The 14,582-nt window shown below is 71.7% G+C and carries 13 protein-coding genes; 11 read left to right on the top strand and 2 right to left on the bottom strand.

Annotated elements, in window-relative coordinates; genetic code table 11:
• Positions 1–37: 37 nt before the first annotated feature.
• From NQU54_RS05040 to NQU54_RS05065, 6 genes are all read left to right on the top strand, one after another.
• A complete protein-coding gene (locus tag NQU54_RS05040) occupies positions 38–826 on the top strand; it encodes an SDR family NAD(P)-dependent oxidoreductase (RefSeq protein ID WP_257629952.1) in 789 nt (262 codons plus the stop codon).
• Positions 823–1,593, top strand: coding sequence for an SDR family NAD(P)-dependent oxidoreductase (locus NQU54_RS05045; RefSeq protein WP_257629953.1), 771 nt, complete (start codon positions 823–825; stop codon positions 1,591–1,593). The genes NQU54_RS05040 and NQU54_RS05045 overlap by 4 nt, the downstream gene beginning before the upstream one ends.
• Positions 1,594–1,659: 66 nt before the next feature.
• Positions 1,660–2,700, top strand: a complete 1,041-nt coding sequence (locus tag NQU54_RS05050; RefSeq protein ID WP_257629954.1) for an alcohol dehydrogenase catalytic domain-containing protein — start codon at positions 1,660–1,662, stop codon at positions 2,698–2,700.
• 24 nt (positions 2,701–2,724) lie between these two features.
• Positions 2,725–3,402: a 4-carboxy-4-hydroxy-2-oxoadipate aldolase/oxaloacetate decarboxylase gene (locus NQU54_RS05055; RefSeq protein ID WP_257629955.1), complete on the top strand. Its 678-nt coding sequence runs from the start codon at positions 2,725–2,727 to the stop codon at positions 3,400–3,402.
• Positions 3,399–4,304, top strand: coding sequence for an NAD(P)-dependent oxidoreductase (locus NQU54_RS49705; protein WP_257629956.1), 906 nt, complete (start codon positions 3,399–3,401; stop codon positions 4,302–4,304). The genes NQU54_RS05055 and NQU54_RS49705 overlap by 4 nt, the downstream gene beginning before the upstream one ends.
• Positions 4,305–4,506: 202 nt before the next feature.
• Positions 4,507–5,430 carry a LysR substrate-binding domain-containing protein gene (locus NQU54_RS05065; RefSeq protein ID WP_257629957.1) on the top strand — a complete coding sequence of 308 codons (924 nt, stop codon included), beginning with the start codon at positions 4,507–4,509 and terminating at the stop codon, positions 5,428–5,430.
• A gap of 163 nt (positions 5,431–5,593) precedes the next feature.
• On the opposite strand, the gene NQU54_RS05070 is transcribed toward NQU54_RS05065, so the two are convergent.
• Complete coding sequence (locus tag NQU54_RS05070) at positions 5,594–7,735, bottom strand: amylo-alpha-1,6-glucosidase (protein ID WP_257629958.1); 2,142 nt, start codon at positions 7,733–7,735, stop codon at positions 5,594–5,596.
• 132 nt (positions 7,736–7,867) lie between these two features.
• On the opposite strand from NQU54_RS05070, the gene NQU54_RS05075 reads away from it, so the two are divergent.
• The 4 genes from NQU54_RS05075 to NQU54_RS05090 all read left to right on the top strand — a co-directional run bounded on the left by NQU54_RS05075 (position 7,868) and on the right by NQU54_RS05090 (position 12,424).
• Positions 7,868–8,932 carry a LacI family DNA-binding transcriptional regulator gene (locus tag NQU54_RS05075; RefSeq protein WP_257629959.1) on the top strand — a complete coding sequence of 355 codons (1,065 nt, stop codon included), beginning with the start codon at positions 7,868–7,870 and terminating at the stop codon, positions 8,930–8,932.
• Between the two features lie 107 nt (positions 8,933–9,039).
• The gene (locus tag NQU54_RS05080; protein WP_257629960.1) at positions 9,040–10,284 is read left to right on the top strand and encodes a sugar ABC transporter substrate-binding protein; all 1,245 of its coding nucleotides are present in this window, start codon (positions 9,040–9,042) and stop codon (positions 10,282–10,284) included.
• A 6-nt stretch (positions 10,285–10,290) separates the two neighbouring features.
• Complete coding sequence (locus tag NQU54_RS05085) at positions 10,291–11,526, top strand: ABC transporter permease subunit (protein WP_257629961.1); 1,236 nt, start codon at positions 10,291–10,293, stop codon at positions 11,524–11,526.
• On the top strand, positions 11,504–12,424 hold the full coding sequence (locus NQU54_RS05090; protein WP_257629962.1) for a carbohydrate ABC transporter permease: 921 nt from the start codon (positions 11,504–11,506) through the stop codon (positions 12,422–12,424). Before NQU54_RS05085 ends, NQU54_RS05090 begins: the two co-directional genes overlap by 23 nt.
• Before the next feature lie 55 nt (positions 12,425–12,479).
• On the opposite strand, the gene NQU54_RS05095 is transcribed toward NQU54_RS05090, so the two are convergent.
• Positions 12,480–13,148: a GntR family transcriptional regulator gene (locus NQU54_RS05095; RefSeq protein ID WP_257629963.1), complete on the bottom strand. Its 669-nt coding sequence runs from the start codon at positions 13,146–13,148 to the stop codon at positions 12,480–12,482.
• Between the two features lie 506 nt (positions 13,149–13,654).
• On the opposite strand from NQU54_RS05095, the gene NQU54_RS05100 reads away from it, so the two are divergent.
• Complete coding sequence (locus NQU54_RS05100) at positions 13,655–14,566, top strand: ABC transporter permease (protein ID WP_257629964.1); 912 nt, start codon at positions 13,655–13,657, stop codon at positions 14,564–14,566.
• Positions 14,567–14,582: the final 16 nt, after the last annotated feature.

A 14,582-nucleotide genomic window follows, 5' to 3' on the forward strand; every position in this document is an offset into this window, starting at 1 on the left:
CCCGCCACCCGCCCGCCGAAAGAGTGGAGAACCCACCGTGACACTTCCCCCGCCACCCGCCGCCGACTTCCCCCATGAACGCACAGCCATTGTCACCGGAGCCGCCTCGCCGCGCGGCATCGGCCGGGCGACCGCCGCCCGGCTCGCCGCCGAGGGCTGGTCGGTCGCCGTGCTGGACCTGGACGAGGCCGCCTGCCGTGACGTCGCCGCGCGTATCGCGGACGAGCACGGTGTGGCCTGCCTCGGCATCGGAGCCGACATCCGCGACCGGGACGCGGTGCGGGCCGCCGTGGACCGGGTGAACGGCGAACTGCCGCAGCTCGTCGGGCTCGTCAACAACGCCGGGGTGAGCTCGCCCGTGCCGTTCCTGGAGGTCTCGGAGGCCGAATGGCACCGGGTGATCGACGTCAACCTCCACGGCACCTTCCACGTCACCCAAGCCGCCGCGAAGATCATGGCCGAACGGCGGCTCGGCCGCATCGTGAACATCTCCTCCACCTCCGCCGAGCGCGGTGGCGGCGTCTACGGGCGCGCCGCGTACTCGGCGTCGAAAGCGGCGCTCCTCGGCCTCTCCCGCACCCTGGCGAGGGAGCTCGGACCGTACGGCATCACCGCCAACTCCGTGGCGCCCGGCTCCATCGACACCGACATCATGGGCGGCCGGCTGACCGACGAGCGCAAGGCGGTGCTGCTGAAGGACCTGCCCGTCGGGCGGATCGGCACCGTGCGCGACGTGGCGGCGGTCGTCGCCTTCCTGCTGAGCGAGCACGCCGGCTACCTCACCGGCGTCACCTACGACGTCAACGGCGGGTCGCACATCGCATGACCCACCCCCATACGAAGGGCGACACCATCGTGGACGTACCGTTCACCGCCGATCTGACCGGCAGGACCGCCGTGGTCACCGGAGCCAGTACCGGGATCGGACACGCGATAGCCGACCTCTATCTGCGCAGCGGCGCCACCGTGGTGGGCATCCACCGCCGCGAGGCCACCGGACACACCGGCGCCTATATACCGGTGGCCGCGGACCTCGGCGACCCGGCGCGGGTGCGCGCCACCGCCGAGGAGGTGCTGCGGGAGCACCGGGTCGACATCCTGGTCAACAACGCCGGACTCAACATCCGCCACCCGGTCGAGGACTTCCCGGCCGAGGACTGGGACCGGGTGCAGCAGCTCAACGTGCGGACGGTGGTGGAGCTGACCCAGCTGTTCGGCCGGCCGATGCTCGAGCGGGGGACCGGGGCGATCGTCAACCTGGCCTCGATGCTGTCCTTCACCGGTGGCTTCACGGCCTCGGCGTACGCCGCCTCCAAGGGCGCCGTCGGCCAGTTCACCAAGTCGGTGGCGAACGAATGGGCGCCCAGGGGCGTCCGTGTCAACGCCATCGCGCCGGGGTTCATCGACACCGAGATGAACGTCGCGCTCGTCGCCGACGAGACCCGCAACCGCCAGATCCTCGACCGCATTCCGGCGGGCAGATGGGGAACCGCACAGGACATCGCGGGCGCCGCGCTGTTCCTCGTGTCCGACGCCGCCCGGTTCGTCCACGGAACCGTGCTGCCCGTCGACGGCGGCTACCTCGGGCGCTGAGCCCGTACCACCCCTCGATGGCCCCCGGTACAACCGCCCGCCCACACCGAGGAAAGGAACCTCGCCGTGAAAGCCGTCGTCGTCCACGCAGCGGGAGACCTGCGCGTCGACACGCTGCCCGACCTCCGGGCGGCACCGGACCGGGTCGTGGTCCGCGTCGTATACGGAGGCATCTGCGGCTCCGACCTGCACTACGCCGCGCACGGCCGCAACGGGCCGTACACCGTCACCGAGCCGCTCGTGCTCGGCCACGAGGTGGTCGGCGTCATCGCGCAGGTCGGCCGGGACGTACCGGACGCACCGGCGGTCGGCACCCGTGTCGCCCTCCACCCTGCGACGCCCTGCGCACCGGGCGGTGCCGCCGCCCCCACCGGTCTGCATCTGCGTCCCGGCGGCAGCTACTTCGGCAGCGCCTCCACCCGGCCGCACACCCAGGGCGGCTTCGTCGAACTGCTGGAGGTGCTGCCCGGCCAACTGCGGCCACTGCCCGCCGAACTGCCCCTGCGCCGGGCCGTGCTCGCCGAACCGCTGGCCGTCGCCCTGCACGGCGTGGCGCGGCTGGGCGAACGGGTCCGCGGAGCGAAGGTGCTGGTCAGCGGCGCGGGTCCGATCGGTGCCCTGGCCGTCGCCGCGCTTCGGCACGCGGGCGCCGCCGAGATCACCGCCGCGGACCTCCAGGACTTCCCGCTGACGACCGCCGCCGCGGTCGGGGCGGCGGCCACCGTGAATCTCTCCCGTGGCGGCACCGTCGCGGAGTCCTCCTTCGATATGACGGTCGAGGCGGCGGGCGCCGTCGCCTCGACCGCCACCGCGCTGCACGCGGTGCGCCCCGGTGGCGCCGTGCTCCAACTCGGCATGCTGCCACGCGAACCGGTGCCGGTCGCCATGTCGACGGTCATCGCCAAGGAACTGACGCTGTACGGGTCGCAGCGCTTCGACACCGAACTGGACGCCGCGCTCGCCGTGCTCGCCGCGGACCCGTCGTTCGACGCCGTGCTCAGCCACGAGTTCGCCGTCGACGCCGCCCCGGAGGCGTTCGGCTGCGCGGCGGACTCTTCCCGGTCGTCCAAGACGGTACTGCGCGTCTCCGCCGACCCCGACTTCTGAGCCCCGAGGAAAGGACACCCCGCCATGATCCACGTACGCACCGAGATCGACCGCCCCTCGCCGGAGGTGGTGGCCGCGCTCGGCCGGTTCTCCGCCGCGACCATCCACGAGGCGCAGGGCCGCAAGGGCGCGCTGGCGCACCGGCTGAAGCCCGTGGACCCCGCCATGTCGTTCTGCGGACCGGCCTTCACGGTCGAGGCACAGGCTGGCGACAACATCATGGTCCAGGTCGCGATCTCCTACGCCCGGCCCGGGGACGTCGTCATCGTCGCCGGCTCGGAGTTCGAGCAGGCCGGGTCCTTCGGCGACGTCCTCGCCACCGCCTGCCAGAGCAAGGGGCTGGCCGCGTTCGTCACCGACTCCGGGGTGCGCGACAGCGCGGACCTGCGGATGCTGGGCTTCCCCGTCTTCTCCGGCTCGATCTGCATCGAGGGGACGGTCAAGGAGACCCTCGGCCAGGTGAACCGCCCGATCTCCATCGGCGGGCGGATCGTCCGGCCCGGCGACATTCTGCGCGGCGACGCCGACGGCATCGTCGTGGTCGACCCGCTGGAGGCCGAGGAGGTGGTCCGGCTGTGCCGGCGGCGCGAGGACCATGAGGCGCGGATCCGGGAGCAGCACCGCCGCGGGGACCGGACGCTGATCGAGGTGCACGGACTCACCGAGAAGCTGAAGGCCAAGGGCCTGGTCGTCGAGGAGTGAGGACGGGAAGGGACGCACCGACGGTCGCCGTGGTCGGCCTGGGCCCCATGGGCGCCCCGGTCGCCCGGCACATCGCCCGCGCGGGCTTTCCGCTTCAGGTGTGGAACAGGACTCCCGCGCGGGCGGAGGAGTTCGGGGACCGGGGTGTCGCACACCCCGCCGACCTGCGGGCCCGGGTGGTGCTGTCGGCCCTGCCGGACATCGACCAACTCGACGAGATCGCTCCCGACCCGGTGGTGCGCCGCTGGGCCGGGCACGGGACGGCGTACCTGGTCGTGCTGAGCACCACGTCACCCGACAAGGTCCGCCGCCTGGCCGGCCGGCTCGGCCGGTGGGGCGTCACCGTGCTCGACGCGCCGATGAGCGGCGGTGACGCCGGTGCTCGCGCGGGCACGCTGAGCCTGATGGTGGGCGCCGCCCCGGAGGCGTACGCATGCGTGGAGCCGGTGCTGAGGTCCTTCGCCGCCACCGTCGAACTCATGGGCCCGCCCGGCGCGGGAACCGCGGCCAAGCTGTGCAACCAGGTGATCGTGGCCGGGACCCTGGTGGCCGTGGCCGAAGCCGTCGACCTGGGCCGCCGGTCCGGGCTGTCCGGGGAGCAGCTGGTCCGTGTGCTCCGGGGCGGACTGGCCGCCAGTGCCGTGCTCGACGCCAAGGCGGCGAAGATCCTGCACCGTGAGTACGGCCTCGGGGGAAGCACGGTCAACCAGGTCAAGGACCTCCGTTACGCGACCGGGCTCGCCGATGCCCTCGGCGCCCGCCTGCCGCAGACCCGGCACACCCGTGCCCTGTTCGAGGAGGCGCTCCGCCGGGGGCTCGGCGCCATGGACCACGCGGCCGTGTACGAAGCCGTCCGCGCGGAAGGAGGCACGGTACGCGGCACCGGGCCGCCGCCCGCCTGACGGGGCACCGGGCGGCCGCGCCCCCGGTGCCCGGCCGCCCCGCACGGTGCCGGTCCGCGCTCTTCCGGTTCGCGCACCCATTCCGCCGACGGGCCCCAAAGGGTACGTTCACCTGCATGTCTCTGGTCATGCGGCCGCCCACCCGCTGCCCACGGCGAGGGCCGCTGCCCCAGAAGAAGAGCGCCACCCGAGGAGGAGCGCGATGGACACCCGCAGGCTCGGTTACTTCGTCAGGGTGGTCGACATCGGCAACATCACCCGGGCCGCGGACTCGCTGCACATCACGCAATCCGCGCTCAGCCAGCACATTTCGGCGTTGGAGAACGACTTCAAGAGCCGGCTGCTCGAACGGACCGGCCGTGGTGTGGAGGTCACGGCCTCCGGACGCTCCCTGTACCGCTACGCGCAGGGCATCATCCGCCTCGAGAAGGCCGCGCGGATCGACCTGCGGGCCGGCGGCGACACCCCGGCCGGACTGGTGACCGTGGGCCTGGCCTCGTACAGCATGGCGCCCGGCCTGGCCGTGCCGCTGCTGCGGGCCGTGCGCGAACGGTATCCGAACATCCAGCTCCAGCTGATCCAGAACCTGACGGTGGTGATGAGCCAGGCCGTGCTGCTCGGCCAGGTGGACATGGCGCTCATCTACGACCCCGGCTATGTCAGAGGGGTCGTCTTCGAGCACATCCGCGAGGAGGAGTTCCACCTGATCACCAGCGCCAGGACCCCGCCGGTCAGCAGCCGCGGCGACACCGTCACCCTCAAGGAGGCGAGCCGTCTGGACTTTCTCATGCCGAGCGAGCTGCACACCGTCCGTCGCATCACCGAGGCCGCCTTCCACGCCGCCGGACTGCACTGCTCGGTCGTCGCCGAGGTCGAGCCGGACTCGGTGCTGCGGGACGCCGTGGTGAACGGGCTCGGCGCCACGGTACTGCCGCTGTCGGCCGCCAGGGCCCACTTCGCCCCGGACGAGGTACGCATCTACCGGTTCGCCGACTCCCGGCTGTATACCGCGATGTCGCTGTGTACCTGCGAGGTGCAGCCGCTGTCGCACGCCGCCGCGCTGGTGGCGGACCTGGTGCGCACGCTCGTACCCGCCCCGGCCGCCCCCGGCCGGAAGCCGGTCTGAACGCCCGACCGGTCCCGGCCCCGGGGGCGGGGCGGGTCCGCGCCGCCGACGTCGCGAGACCGGTGGCAGTGGCGTCGCCATCCACCGTCACCCCGTCCGGGCGACGCTCTTCGGCACTTCTGTCGCCGGGCGGAGCCGCCGCCGGGGCAATGGGGGCGCCGCGTCAGGCCGAGACCACGGTCAGCCCCTCCGGTGCCGTCGTGTTCACCGTCCCGTCCGCCGCCAGCGCGATGTCCAGCCGGGCCCCGCCGACCTGGAGCCCCGTCACCGTCAGCGGGGCGTAGGCCCCGGCGAAGGCGGGGGCCACCGTGACCGTGCCGCCCGGGACGTCCGCGTCCAGGCCGAGGGCCGAGCGCAGCACCAGGACCGAGGAAGCGGCCGCCCATGCCTGGGGGCGACATGACGCGGGATAGGGCGCGGGGCGCGGGCCCGCTTCGGCGCCGTGGCCGGCGAAGAGCTCGGGCAGCCGCCCGGCGAACCCCGCCGACGCCGTCAGCAGGCCCGCCGCCAGCGACGCCGCGGCGTCCGGGAAACCGGCCCTGACCAGGCCGTGTACGGCGATCGCGGTGTCGTGCGGCCAGATCGAACCGATGTGGTAGCCGTACGGGTTGAAGCCCACCGAGTCGCTGCTCAGGGTGCGCAGACCGTGGCCCGAGTCGAGGCCGGGGCCGGTCAGCCGGGCCGCCAGCGCGGCGCTCTCCTCCTGGTTCAGCAGGCCCGTCCCCAGAAGGTGGCCGAAGCCCGAGGTGACCGAGTCCACCGGCCGGCCGTCGCGGTCCAGCGCGACCGCCGGGTACGCACCCCGCGCGTCCTCCACCCAGAAGCGCTTCCGGAAGCGGGTGGCGAGCCCTTCCGCCCATTCCTCCCACGCGTCCGCGCCCGGCCGGCCGAAAGCGCGCAGCAGCGCCGCTCCGTCCCGCGCCGCCTCGTACGCGTACGCCTGCACCTCGCACAGCGCGATCGGCGGGTCGGCGAGCCGGCCGTCGCGGTGGCGGATGGCGTCGCCGGAGTCCTTCCAGCCCTGGTTGGCCAGGCCCCGGCCGGTCCGGTCGACATACCTGAGGAAGCCGTCGTCGGCCGCGGCCGCCTGGTCGCGTATCCACGCGAGCGCCGACTCGGTGTGCGGCAGCAGCTGTTCCACCTGCTCGGGGGCCAGGCCCCAGCGCCAGGCGTCGTGGAGCAGGGTGATCCACAGGGGGGTCGCGTCGACCGTGCCGTAGTACACCGGCGGGACGGCGAACGCTGCGTTGAAGTTCTGGGTGCCGCGCCGCACTTCGTGCAGGATCTTCCCCGGCTGTTCCTCCGTGGCCGGGTCGGCCACCGCCCCCTGGCGGCGGGCGAGCGTGCGCAGCGTACCGGCCGCGAGCTCGGTGCCGAGCGGGAGCAGCATACGGGCGGCCCACAACGAGTCGCGGCCGAAGAGGGTCAGAAACCACGGGGCTCCGGCGGCCAGGAACTGATCAACGCCGCCGGTGCCCTCCGCGGACCGGGGGTCCACCAGGCGCAGCCGGTCCGCGTCGGCGACCGACTGGTCCAGCCACTGGTCGAAGCGCCGGTCCGCGCTGCGCAGGGCCGGGGTGCGCCACGGTACGGCGTCCGCGGGGGCGGCCGGGAACTGGTCACCGTCCGCGTGCGCCGCCGTGCAGCGCAGCGTGGCCGTCCACGAGGCGCCGGGAGCCAGTTCGACGTCGAACGACAGCCGGCCCTCCGGCGCCTCCAGGGCATCCGGCGCCGGCTCGCTGACCAGGCGTACGGCGAACCCGTCGCGGGACCACGCCAGACCGCTTCCCCCGGGGCCCGCTCCACCCTCTTCCCGCGCCGGTACCGGGTCCGGGGCGTGGCCCGTCTTCACCCGCTCCATCGGGGCGAGGTCCGTACCGGCGGTGACCGTGAGCCGGAAACCGACCCGCTGGGTGCCCGAGTTGGTGACCTCGAAGCTCTCCTCCAACCGCCCGGAGGAGACGGTCCGGCGGCGGTTCAGGGCGACCGCCGGGTCGGGCGTCACCTCGCCGAGCCCGCGCAGGATCGCCCGGAAGTCCGCCCGGTCGGCCCCCCTGAGCCCGCCGACGACCGGCGCCAGGGCAATGGGCCCGGCCGTGACGGTCAGATGGGACAGCGCCCTGCTGTCGCCGTGGTAGAAGCCGTCCGCACCCCCGCCGAGCTGTCCATCCGCGCGCGAGATCACAAAGCTCGGCGCGTACAGCGTGACGACCGCGTCGTGCAGGAACGGCTGGAGGTCCGTGGCCACCGGAGTGGCGGCCGTGGCCGGTCCGTTGGTGTCCAGGGCCTTGACAGTGGTGTCCAAAGGAGTAGAACCTCTCAGCATTAGATCGATCCAAAGACATTAACGCCCTCTTCAGAGCGCTGACAATGCCTTTGTAACGCTCAAATCAAGCTCGTAGGCCCAGGTTCAGACCTTCGTACGCCGGAGACCCGTATGCCCCGCTCCACCAGCAGTCCCTCGCCCAAGGGCAGCCCGGTGACCCTTGCCATGGTCGCCCGCCGGGCCGGTGTCTCCCCGCAGACCGTGTCCAACGCGATCAACTCGCCGGACCTGCTGCGCCCCGAGACCCTGGAGCGGGTCCGCGCGGCGATCGACGAGATGGGCTACCGCCCGAGCCGTGCCGCGCAGACGCTGCGCACCCGCTCCAGCAAGCTGATCGGCTACGGTATCCAGCCCGTTCCCGGCGGCGACACGGCCCCGGTCATGGACCGCTTTCTGCACGCCCTGTCGCAGGCCGCCGACGAGGCCGGCTACCGGATGCTGCTGTTCGCCTGCCCGCCCGGCGGCCCGAGCCTGGAGGGGTACGAGGAACTGCTCGGCCAGCACGACGTCGACGGCTTCGTGCTCAGCAACACCGCCCGCCAGGATCCGCGCCAGGCGTGGCTGGCCAAGCGCGGGGTGCCGTTCGTCGGCTTCGGCCGGATGTGGTCGGGGCGGCAGATCGGCGATTGGGTCGACGTCGACGGTGCCTCGGGCACGGACGCCGCCGTGGAGCACCTGGTCGCCCTGGGACACCGCAGGATCGCCTTCCTGGGCTGGCCGCGTGGCTCCGGCGTCGGTGACGACCGCGCCGAGGGCTGGCAGCGGGCCATGCGCCGGCACGGGCTGCCGACGCGCGGGCGGCGCGCCGAGAGCGCGGGGGACGTCGAGGCGGCCCGTAGCGCCGTCAAACCCTTACTGGACGCGGGTGCCACGGCCGTGGTCGCGGTCAGCGACACGCTGGCACTCGGCTGCTACCACGCGCTGCGCGAGCGGGACGCCGCCCCCGGCCGGGACGTCGCCGTGGTCGGCTTCGACGACTCGCCGACCGCCGGGATCCTCTCGCCCTCCCTGTCCACGGTCGCCCAGCCGCTGGAGGCGGTCGGCAGGGAGTGCGTGCGGCTGCTGCTGGCCCGGATGGCCGACCCGGCCGCGTCACCGGGACGTGTCCTGCTGGAGCCGTCCCTCGTCGTCCGCGACAGCACCGCGGCGCCGGGTTCCGACGCACCGGGGCCCTGACGACCGGCGCTCCGCCGCGTCGGCGCCATGAGGCGCCGCGCCCCGAACATCACCTCTCCTCCACCCCCCTCGAGCCGCACGCACCATCCCGAAACCACGGAGGAATCATGACCCCCCGCACGGCCACCGCCGCTCTCGTCACCTGCGCGGCGCTCCTGGCCGCCACCGGCTGCTCGTCGAGCTTCGGCGGCGACAAGAGCACGAAGCAGGACACCGACGCCAAACAGCACCTGAAGGTCCTGATAGCCACCTCGGGCGACGCCGAGACCAAGGCGGTCAAGGAGGCCGCGGCCGCGTACGAGAAGCAGTCCGGCAACAAGGTGAGCGTCGAAGCCGCCAAGGACATGAACCAGCAGCTGGCCCAGTCCTTCGCCGGGCACAAGCCGCCGGACGTCTTCTACGTCAACTCCGACCAGTTCGCGAACTACGCCAAGGGCGGCTCCCTGTACCCGTACGGCGACACGATCAAGGACGCGGACGACTTCGCCGAGCCCCTGCGCACCTCCTTCACCTACGACGGGAAGCTGGTGTGCCTGCCCAAGGACACCTCCACCCTCGCCCTCGCCATCAACACCGACCTGTGGAAGAAGGCGGGGCTGACCGAGAAGGACTACCCCACCTCCTGGGACGAGCTGAGGAAGGTCGCGGCCAAGCTCACCGGCGGCGGGGTCACCGGCCTGGTCACCAGCGACGAGTACCAGCGACTCGGCGTCTTCATGAAGCAGGCGGGCGGATGGATCACCGACGCGAAGCAGACGAAGATGACCGCCGACAGCGCGCAGAACGCCGAGGGGCTCGGCTTTGTGAAGTCGCTGTTGCGGGACGGCTCGCTGAAGTACGCCAAGCAGGTCGACACCAGCTGGGGCGGCGAGGCACTCGGCAAGGGCAAGGCCGCCATGACCATCGAGGGCAACTGGCTGACCGGCGGCATGAAGCTGGACTACCCGGATGTGCCGTACAAGGTGGTCCCGCTGCCCGAGGGACCGGCCGGGAAGGCCACGCTGGCCTTCAGCAACTGCTGGGGCGTGGCCGCCGAGAGCGCCCACCGGTCGGCGGCCGTGGACCTGGTGAAGTACCTCAGCTCCGGTGAGCGGCAGCTGAAGTTCGCCGACGCGTTCGGGGTGATGCCCTCACGCACCAGCGCCCTCGCCCAGTACGCGAAGCAGGCGCCGGACGCCAAGGCATGGGTCGACGCCAACGCCTACGCGCAGGGCCCGGTGACCGTCGCCGGGTTCGACAAGGTGCTCAGCCAGTTCAACACCGAACTCCAGTCGCTGCGCACCACGGACCCGAAGAAGATCCTCGCCGCCCTCCAGCGCAACGGCGAACAGAGCCTCGCGAAGGGCAACTGAGCCGTCATGCCCTTCCGCACCACCCACCGCACGGCGCGCCGCATCCCCCGCGGCGCGTCGTCCGACCCCCGCCCGGCCCCCGGGGCCATCGGCGGGGACCCCCGTACGGCCGGTTCGCCGGGCGCGTCCGACGCGCCCGGCGGGTCCGGCCCCAAGGCGGCGCCCCGCACCCCTGACACCCCGCCCGCGGGGCGCCGCCACGGCGAAGGCGCCTGGGGCTGGCTGTTCGTCAGCCCCATGGTGCTGATCCTCGGCCTGTTCCTGGTGCTGCCGATCCTGATGGCCCTGTGGGTCAGCCTGCTGGACTGGGACGGGCAGTCCAACCCGTTCAGCGGGCAGGCGGAGTTCGTGGGCCTGGACAACTACCGGGCGCTGCTCACCGAGGACGGCCTCGACCGCACCCTCTTCGCGACCGCACTGCGCAACAACGTCTACTACGTGGCTCTGACCGTGCCGCTCCAGACCGGGCTCGCGCTGGTGCTGGCGCTGATCGTCAACCAACGGCTGCTGCGGGCGCGGGGCGCGCTGCGCACCACGTTCTTCTTCCCGTCGGTCACCAGCTCGATCGCGGTCTCCACCGTCTTCCTCTTCCTGTTCCAGGGCAGTGGTGCCGTCAACACGCTGCTGTCCTGGATCGGAGTGAAGGGCCCGAACTGGTTCGCCGATTCGCGCGGGGTGCTCTCGACGCTGCTCGGCGGCCTGGGCATCGTCGACCCCGACCACCCCGCGGGGGCGCTGGCCGATCACTCCTTCATGGGCCTTTCCTGGTACGAGTGGCTGTCCGGTCCGTCCGTCGCGATGTGCACGATCATTCTGCTGGCCGTCTGGACGACCTCCGGCACCTTCATGCTGATCTTTCTCGCGGCCCTCCAGGACATCCCGCGCGAGCTGGAGGAGGCGGCCGCCATCGAGGGCGTCAACCGCCGCCAGATGCTGCGCCATGTCACACTGCCCGCACTGCGGCCGGTGCTCTTCCTCGTCCTCACCCTGGGGACGATCGCCACCTGGCAGGTCTTCGACCAGGTGTATGTGATGGGCCAGGGCGCTCCGGGCAATACGACGCTGACACCGGCCTTCCTGTCGTACTCGACGGCCTTCGACGGCGCCGACTTCGGGCAGGGCGCGGCCATCGCGTTCATCCTGCTCGCGCTGATCCTGCTCATCACCGCGCTACAGCGCTGGGCGCTGCGGGAGCGCGGTCCCCGCCCGGGAGGAACCGATGAACGCCAAGGCCACGGCTGACGCCAGGGCCAGGGCCGCCACCGCGGCGCAGGGGCGCCCGGTGCTCGGCCGGTTCCCGCGGCCACTGCGGGTGCTGGGATACGCCCTGGTGGTGGGGGTCGGACTGGTGTATCTGCTGCCGTTCGCGCTCCAGCTGGTGAACGGGTTCAAGACGGACCCGGAGGCGGCGGCGCATCCCCTCGGACTGGTGCCCACCACCCCGACGACCGCCGCCTACCAGCGGCTGTTCGGGCTGAGCCAGGCCGGGGACGGGGTGCCGTTCCTGCGCTGGCTGGGCAACTCCACCCTGGTCGCGGTCCTGGTCACGGCCGGGCGGGTGCTGTTCGACTCGATGGCGGGGTACGCGCTGGCGCGGCTGCGCTTCCGGGGCCGCTCGCTGCTGTTCGGCTTCGTCCTCGGGGTGATGGCGGTGCCCGGGGTGGCGCTGCTGATCCCGAAGTTCCTGGTGCTGAACACCTTTGGGCTGTTCGACACCTACACCGGCATGGTCCTTCCGCTGATGGTGGACGCGGCCGGGATCTTCATCATGAAGCAGTTCTTCGAGTCGGTTCCCCGGGAGGTCGAGGAGGCCGCGCGGGTGGACGGCGCCGGGGTGATCCGGACCTTCTGGTCGGTGGTGCTGCCGATGGCCCGGCCCGCGCTGATCACCCTGACGATCCTGTCGTTCCAGGGCTCGTGGAACGAGTTCACCCACTTCCTGGTGGCCACGCAGTCCGGCCAGTACGAGACGTTGACGACCGGGCTCGCCCGATTTGTCTCGGGCGGGCTGGGCGGCGGTACGCAGTACCCGCTGAAGCTGGCGGCGGCTCTGCTGGCGACCCTGCCGGTCGCGGCGCTGTTCTTCTGTTTCCAGCGCTACTTCGTGCAGGGGGCCAACTCGGGGGCGGTCAAGGAATAGCGGTTCGCCCTGGACGGGGCGGTGCGCATGGCTGATGCGACGGTCGCCGCCTTCGCTATGCCGTGCCCCGCGCCGACCGGGCCAGCGCGCCGAGGCGCAGGTCACGGGTGCGGCTCTGGTGCGCGATCATGCGGTCGCGCGCGGCGGACGCGTCGCCGTGGCGTACCGCTTCCAGGATCCCGGCGTGCTCCGTGAGGATCTGGTCGAGGTTGTCGGGCAGGTCGGTGGCTGACGAGGTGTGCGCGTCGTATGTCTTCAGCTGGGCGTCCAGACGGTCCATCAGCTCGGCGATGGTGGGGTTGTGCCCGGCTTCGCGCAGCATCACATGCCACTCGCTGTTGAGGTTCCGCAGTTCGGCGGGATCGGTGGTGTCCGCCGTGCTTTCGTGGACGTGGACGAGCCGGGCGAGGTCGAGTTCCGTCCGTCGCATGGCGGCGGCTTGGACGATGGTCGACTCAAGGGCGATGCGCGCCTCGCAGATCTGGAGGATTTCCTCCGGGGTGCGGGTGCGGACCACGTAACCGCGAGTCGCCTGCTCGACCAGCCCGTCCTGCTCGAGCCTGATCAGGGCCTCCCGCACCGGGGTGCGCGACACGTTGTACTCGGTGCTCAGAGCCGATGGGATCAGTACGGTCCCCGGCCCCGCCTGCCCGTTGACGATGCGCTGCCGGATGCGGGCGTAGTGGCTGATGGCGCGTCGTCCATCGTCCTGTGAAGCGGTCACGTCTCTTCTTCCCTGTCCTCTCGTCCACCATCGTCCACCATTCGATACAAGTGTATACAGGTGTTTGCACGTAGATGCAGCTGTGGTTAGGATCCCCGCAAGTGTTCCGTAAGGTCGGCGCGCACGGCAGCCGGCCGTCCTCCATGCCCAGGGGAGTTCCAGATGCATCGCGATGCCCAGTCACGGCGGGGTTCCGCCCGCCTGGCCGTCGTGATCGCCTTCCCGTGGCGGACCGGGTTGACGTGCCGTCGGCACATCGACTTCATGCGTAGCTCCAGCGCACGCTGTCGCTGATCTTGATCACTTCGTAGTCTCACGTCCGGCCGGCCCGGCTCTCCTACGTGAGCGTTTCCCCGAGCACGTCGCCTTTGGCTCAGCCCGGGCAATGTGTCCTTCACGCCACCCGCCGCGCGCGGGAACCCTCCCACGGCCTCCCGCTCGGTTCGGCTCCCGCGTCGACTCCTCCGCGGTGCGGACCGAGGCGATCACTCCTGAAAGGGAGACCCATGCCCGAGCGCCAACTGCTCACAAAAGAAGGGGATCCGCCCCCTTCCGAACCGGTGGAGAGCGCCGGATCCGAAGCGGGACGCGCGCCGGTGCCGGCCTCGTCCCGATCCGCTGTCCTGCGCCGGATCGTCGGCCGGCTGCCTGCCGTCGGTCGTGCGGTCGGCCCCTGGGCCGTACCGCTGCTGGCTCTCGTGATCTGGCAGGTCACCGCCCGGACCGGCGTCCTCTCGCCCTCCGTACTGCCCGCTCCCGAGGTGGTGGTACGGGCGGGTTCCGATCTCGCCGCCACCGGCGAACTCCAGCGCCATATCCTCGCCAGCCTGCGCCGCATCGCGCAGGGGTTCGGGCTGGGCGCGGTCACCGGCCTCGTGCTCGGGTTTCTGGTGGGCATGTCCAAAATCGCGGACATACTTCTGGACCGCACACTGCAAATGGTCCGCACCATCCCGCATCTGGCCCTGGTGCCGCTGATGATCGCCTGGTTCGGCATCGGCGAGGAGCCCAAGATCCTTCTCGTGGCGTTGGGCACGTTCTTTCCCATCTACCTGAACACCGTCACCGGTATCCGCGGAGTGGACCCCAAACTGATCCAGCTCGGCCGCTCCTACGGACTGGGGCGATGGGCCCTGGTGCGGGAGATCGCGGTTCCCGGCGCGATGCCCACCATTCTGGCCGGCATCCGCTACTCCCTGGGCGTCGCCTGGATCACGCTCGTGATCGCCGAGACCATCTCGGCCGATGACGGAATCGGCTACCTCGCCCAGGACGCGCGCCAGATGCTCCGCACCGACCAGATCGTGCTCGCCATCGTGCTGTACGCCTGCGCCGGTCTGCTCGCCGACCTCCTCACCCGGCTCATCGAACGAAGGGTCCTGCGATGGCACCCCAACTACCGCCGCCCGTCCGCATGACGCCTCCTCACGCTTC

The sequence above is a fragment of the Streptomyces malaysiensis subsp. samsunensis genome (genome assembly GCF_024519315.1).
Taxonomy (GTDB): domain Bacteria; phylum Actinomycetota; class Actinomycetes; order Streptomycetales; family Streptomycetaceae; genus Streptomyces; species Streptomyces malaysiensis.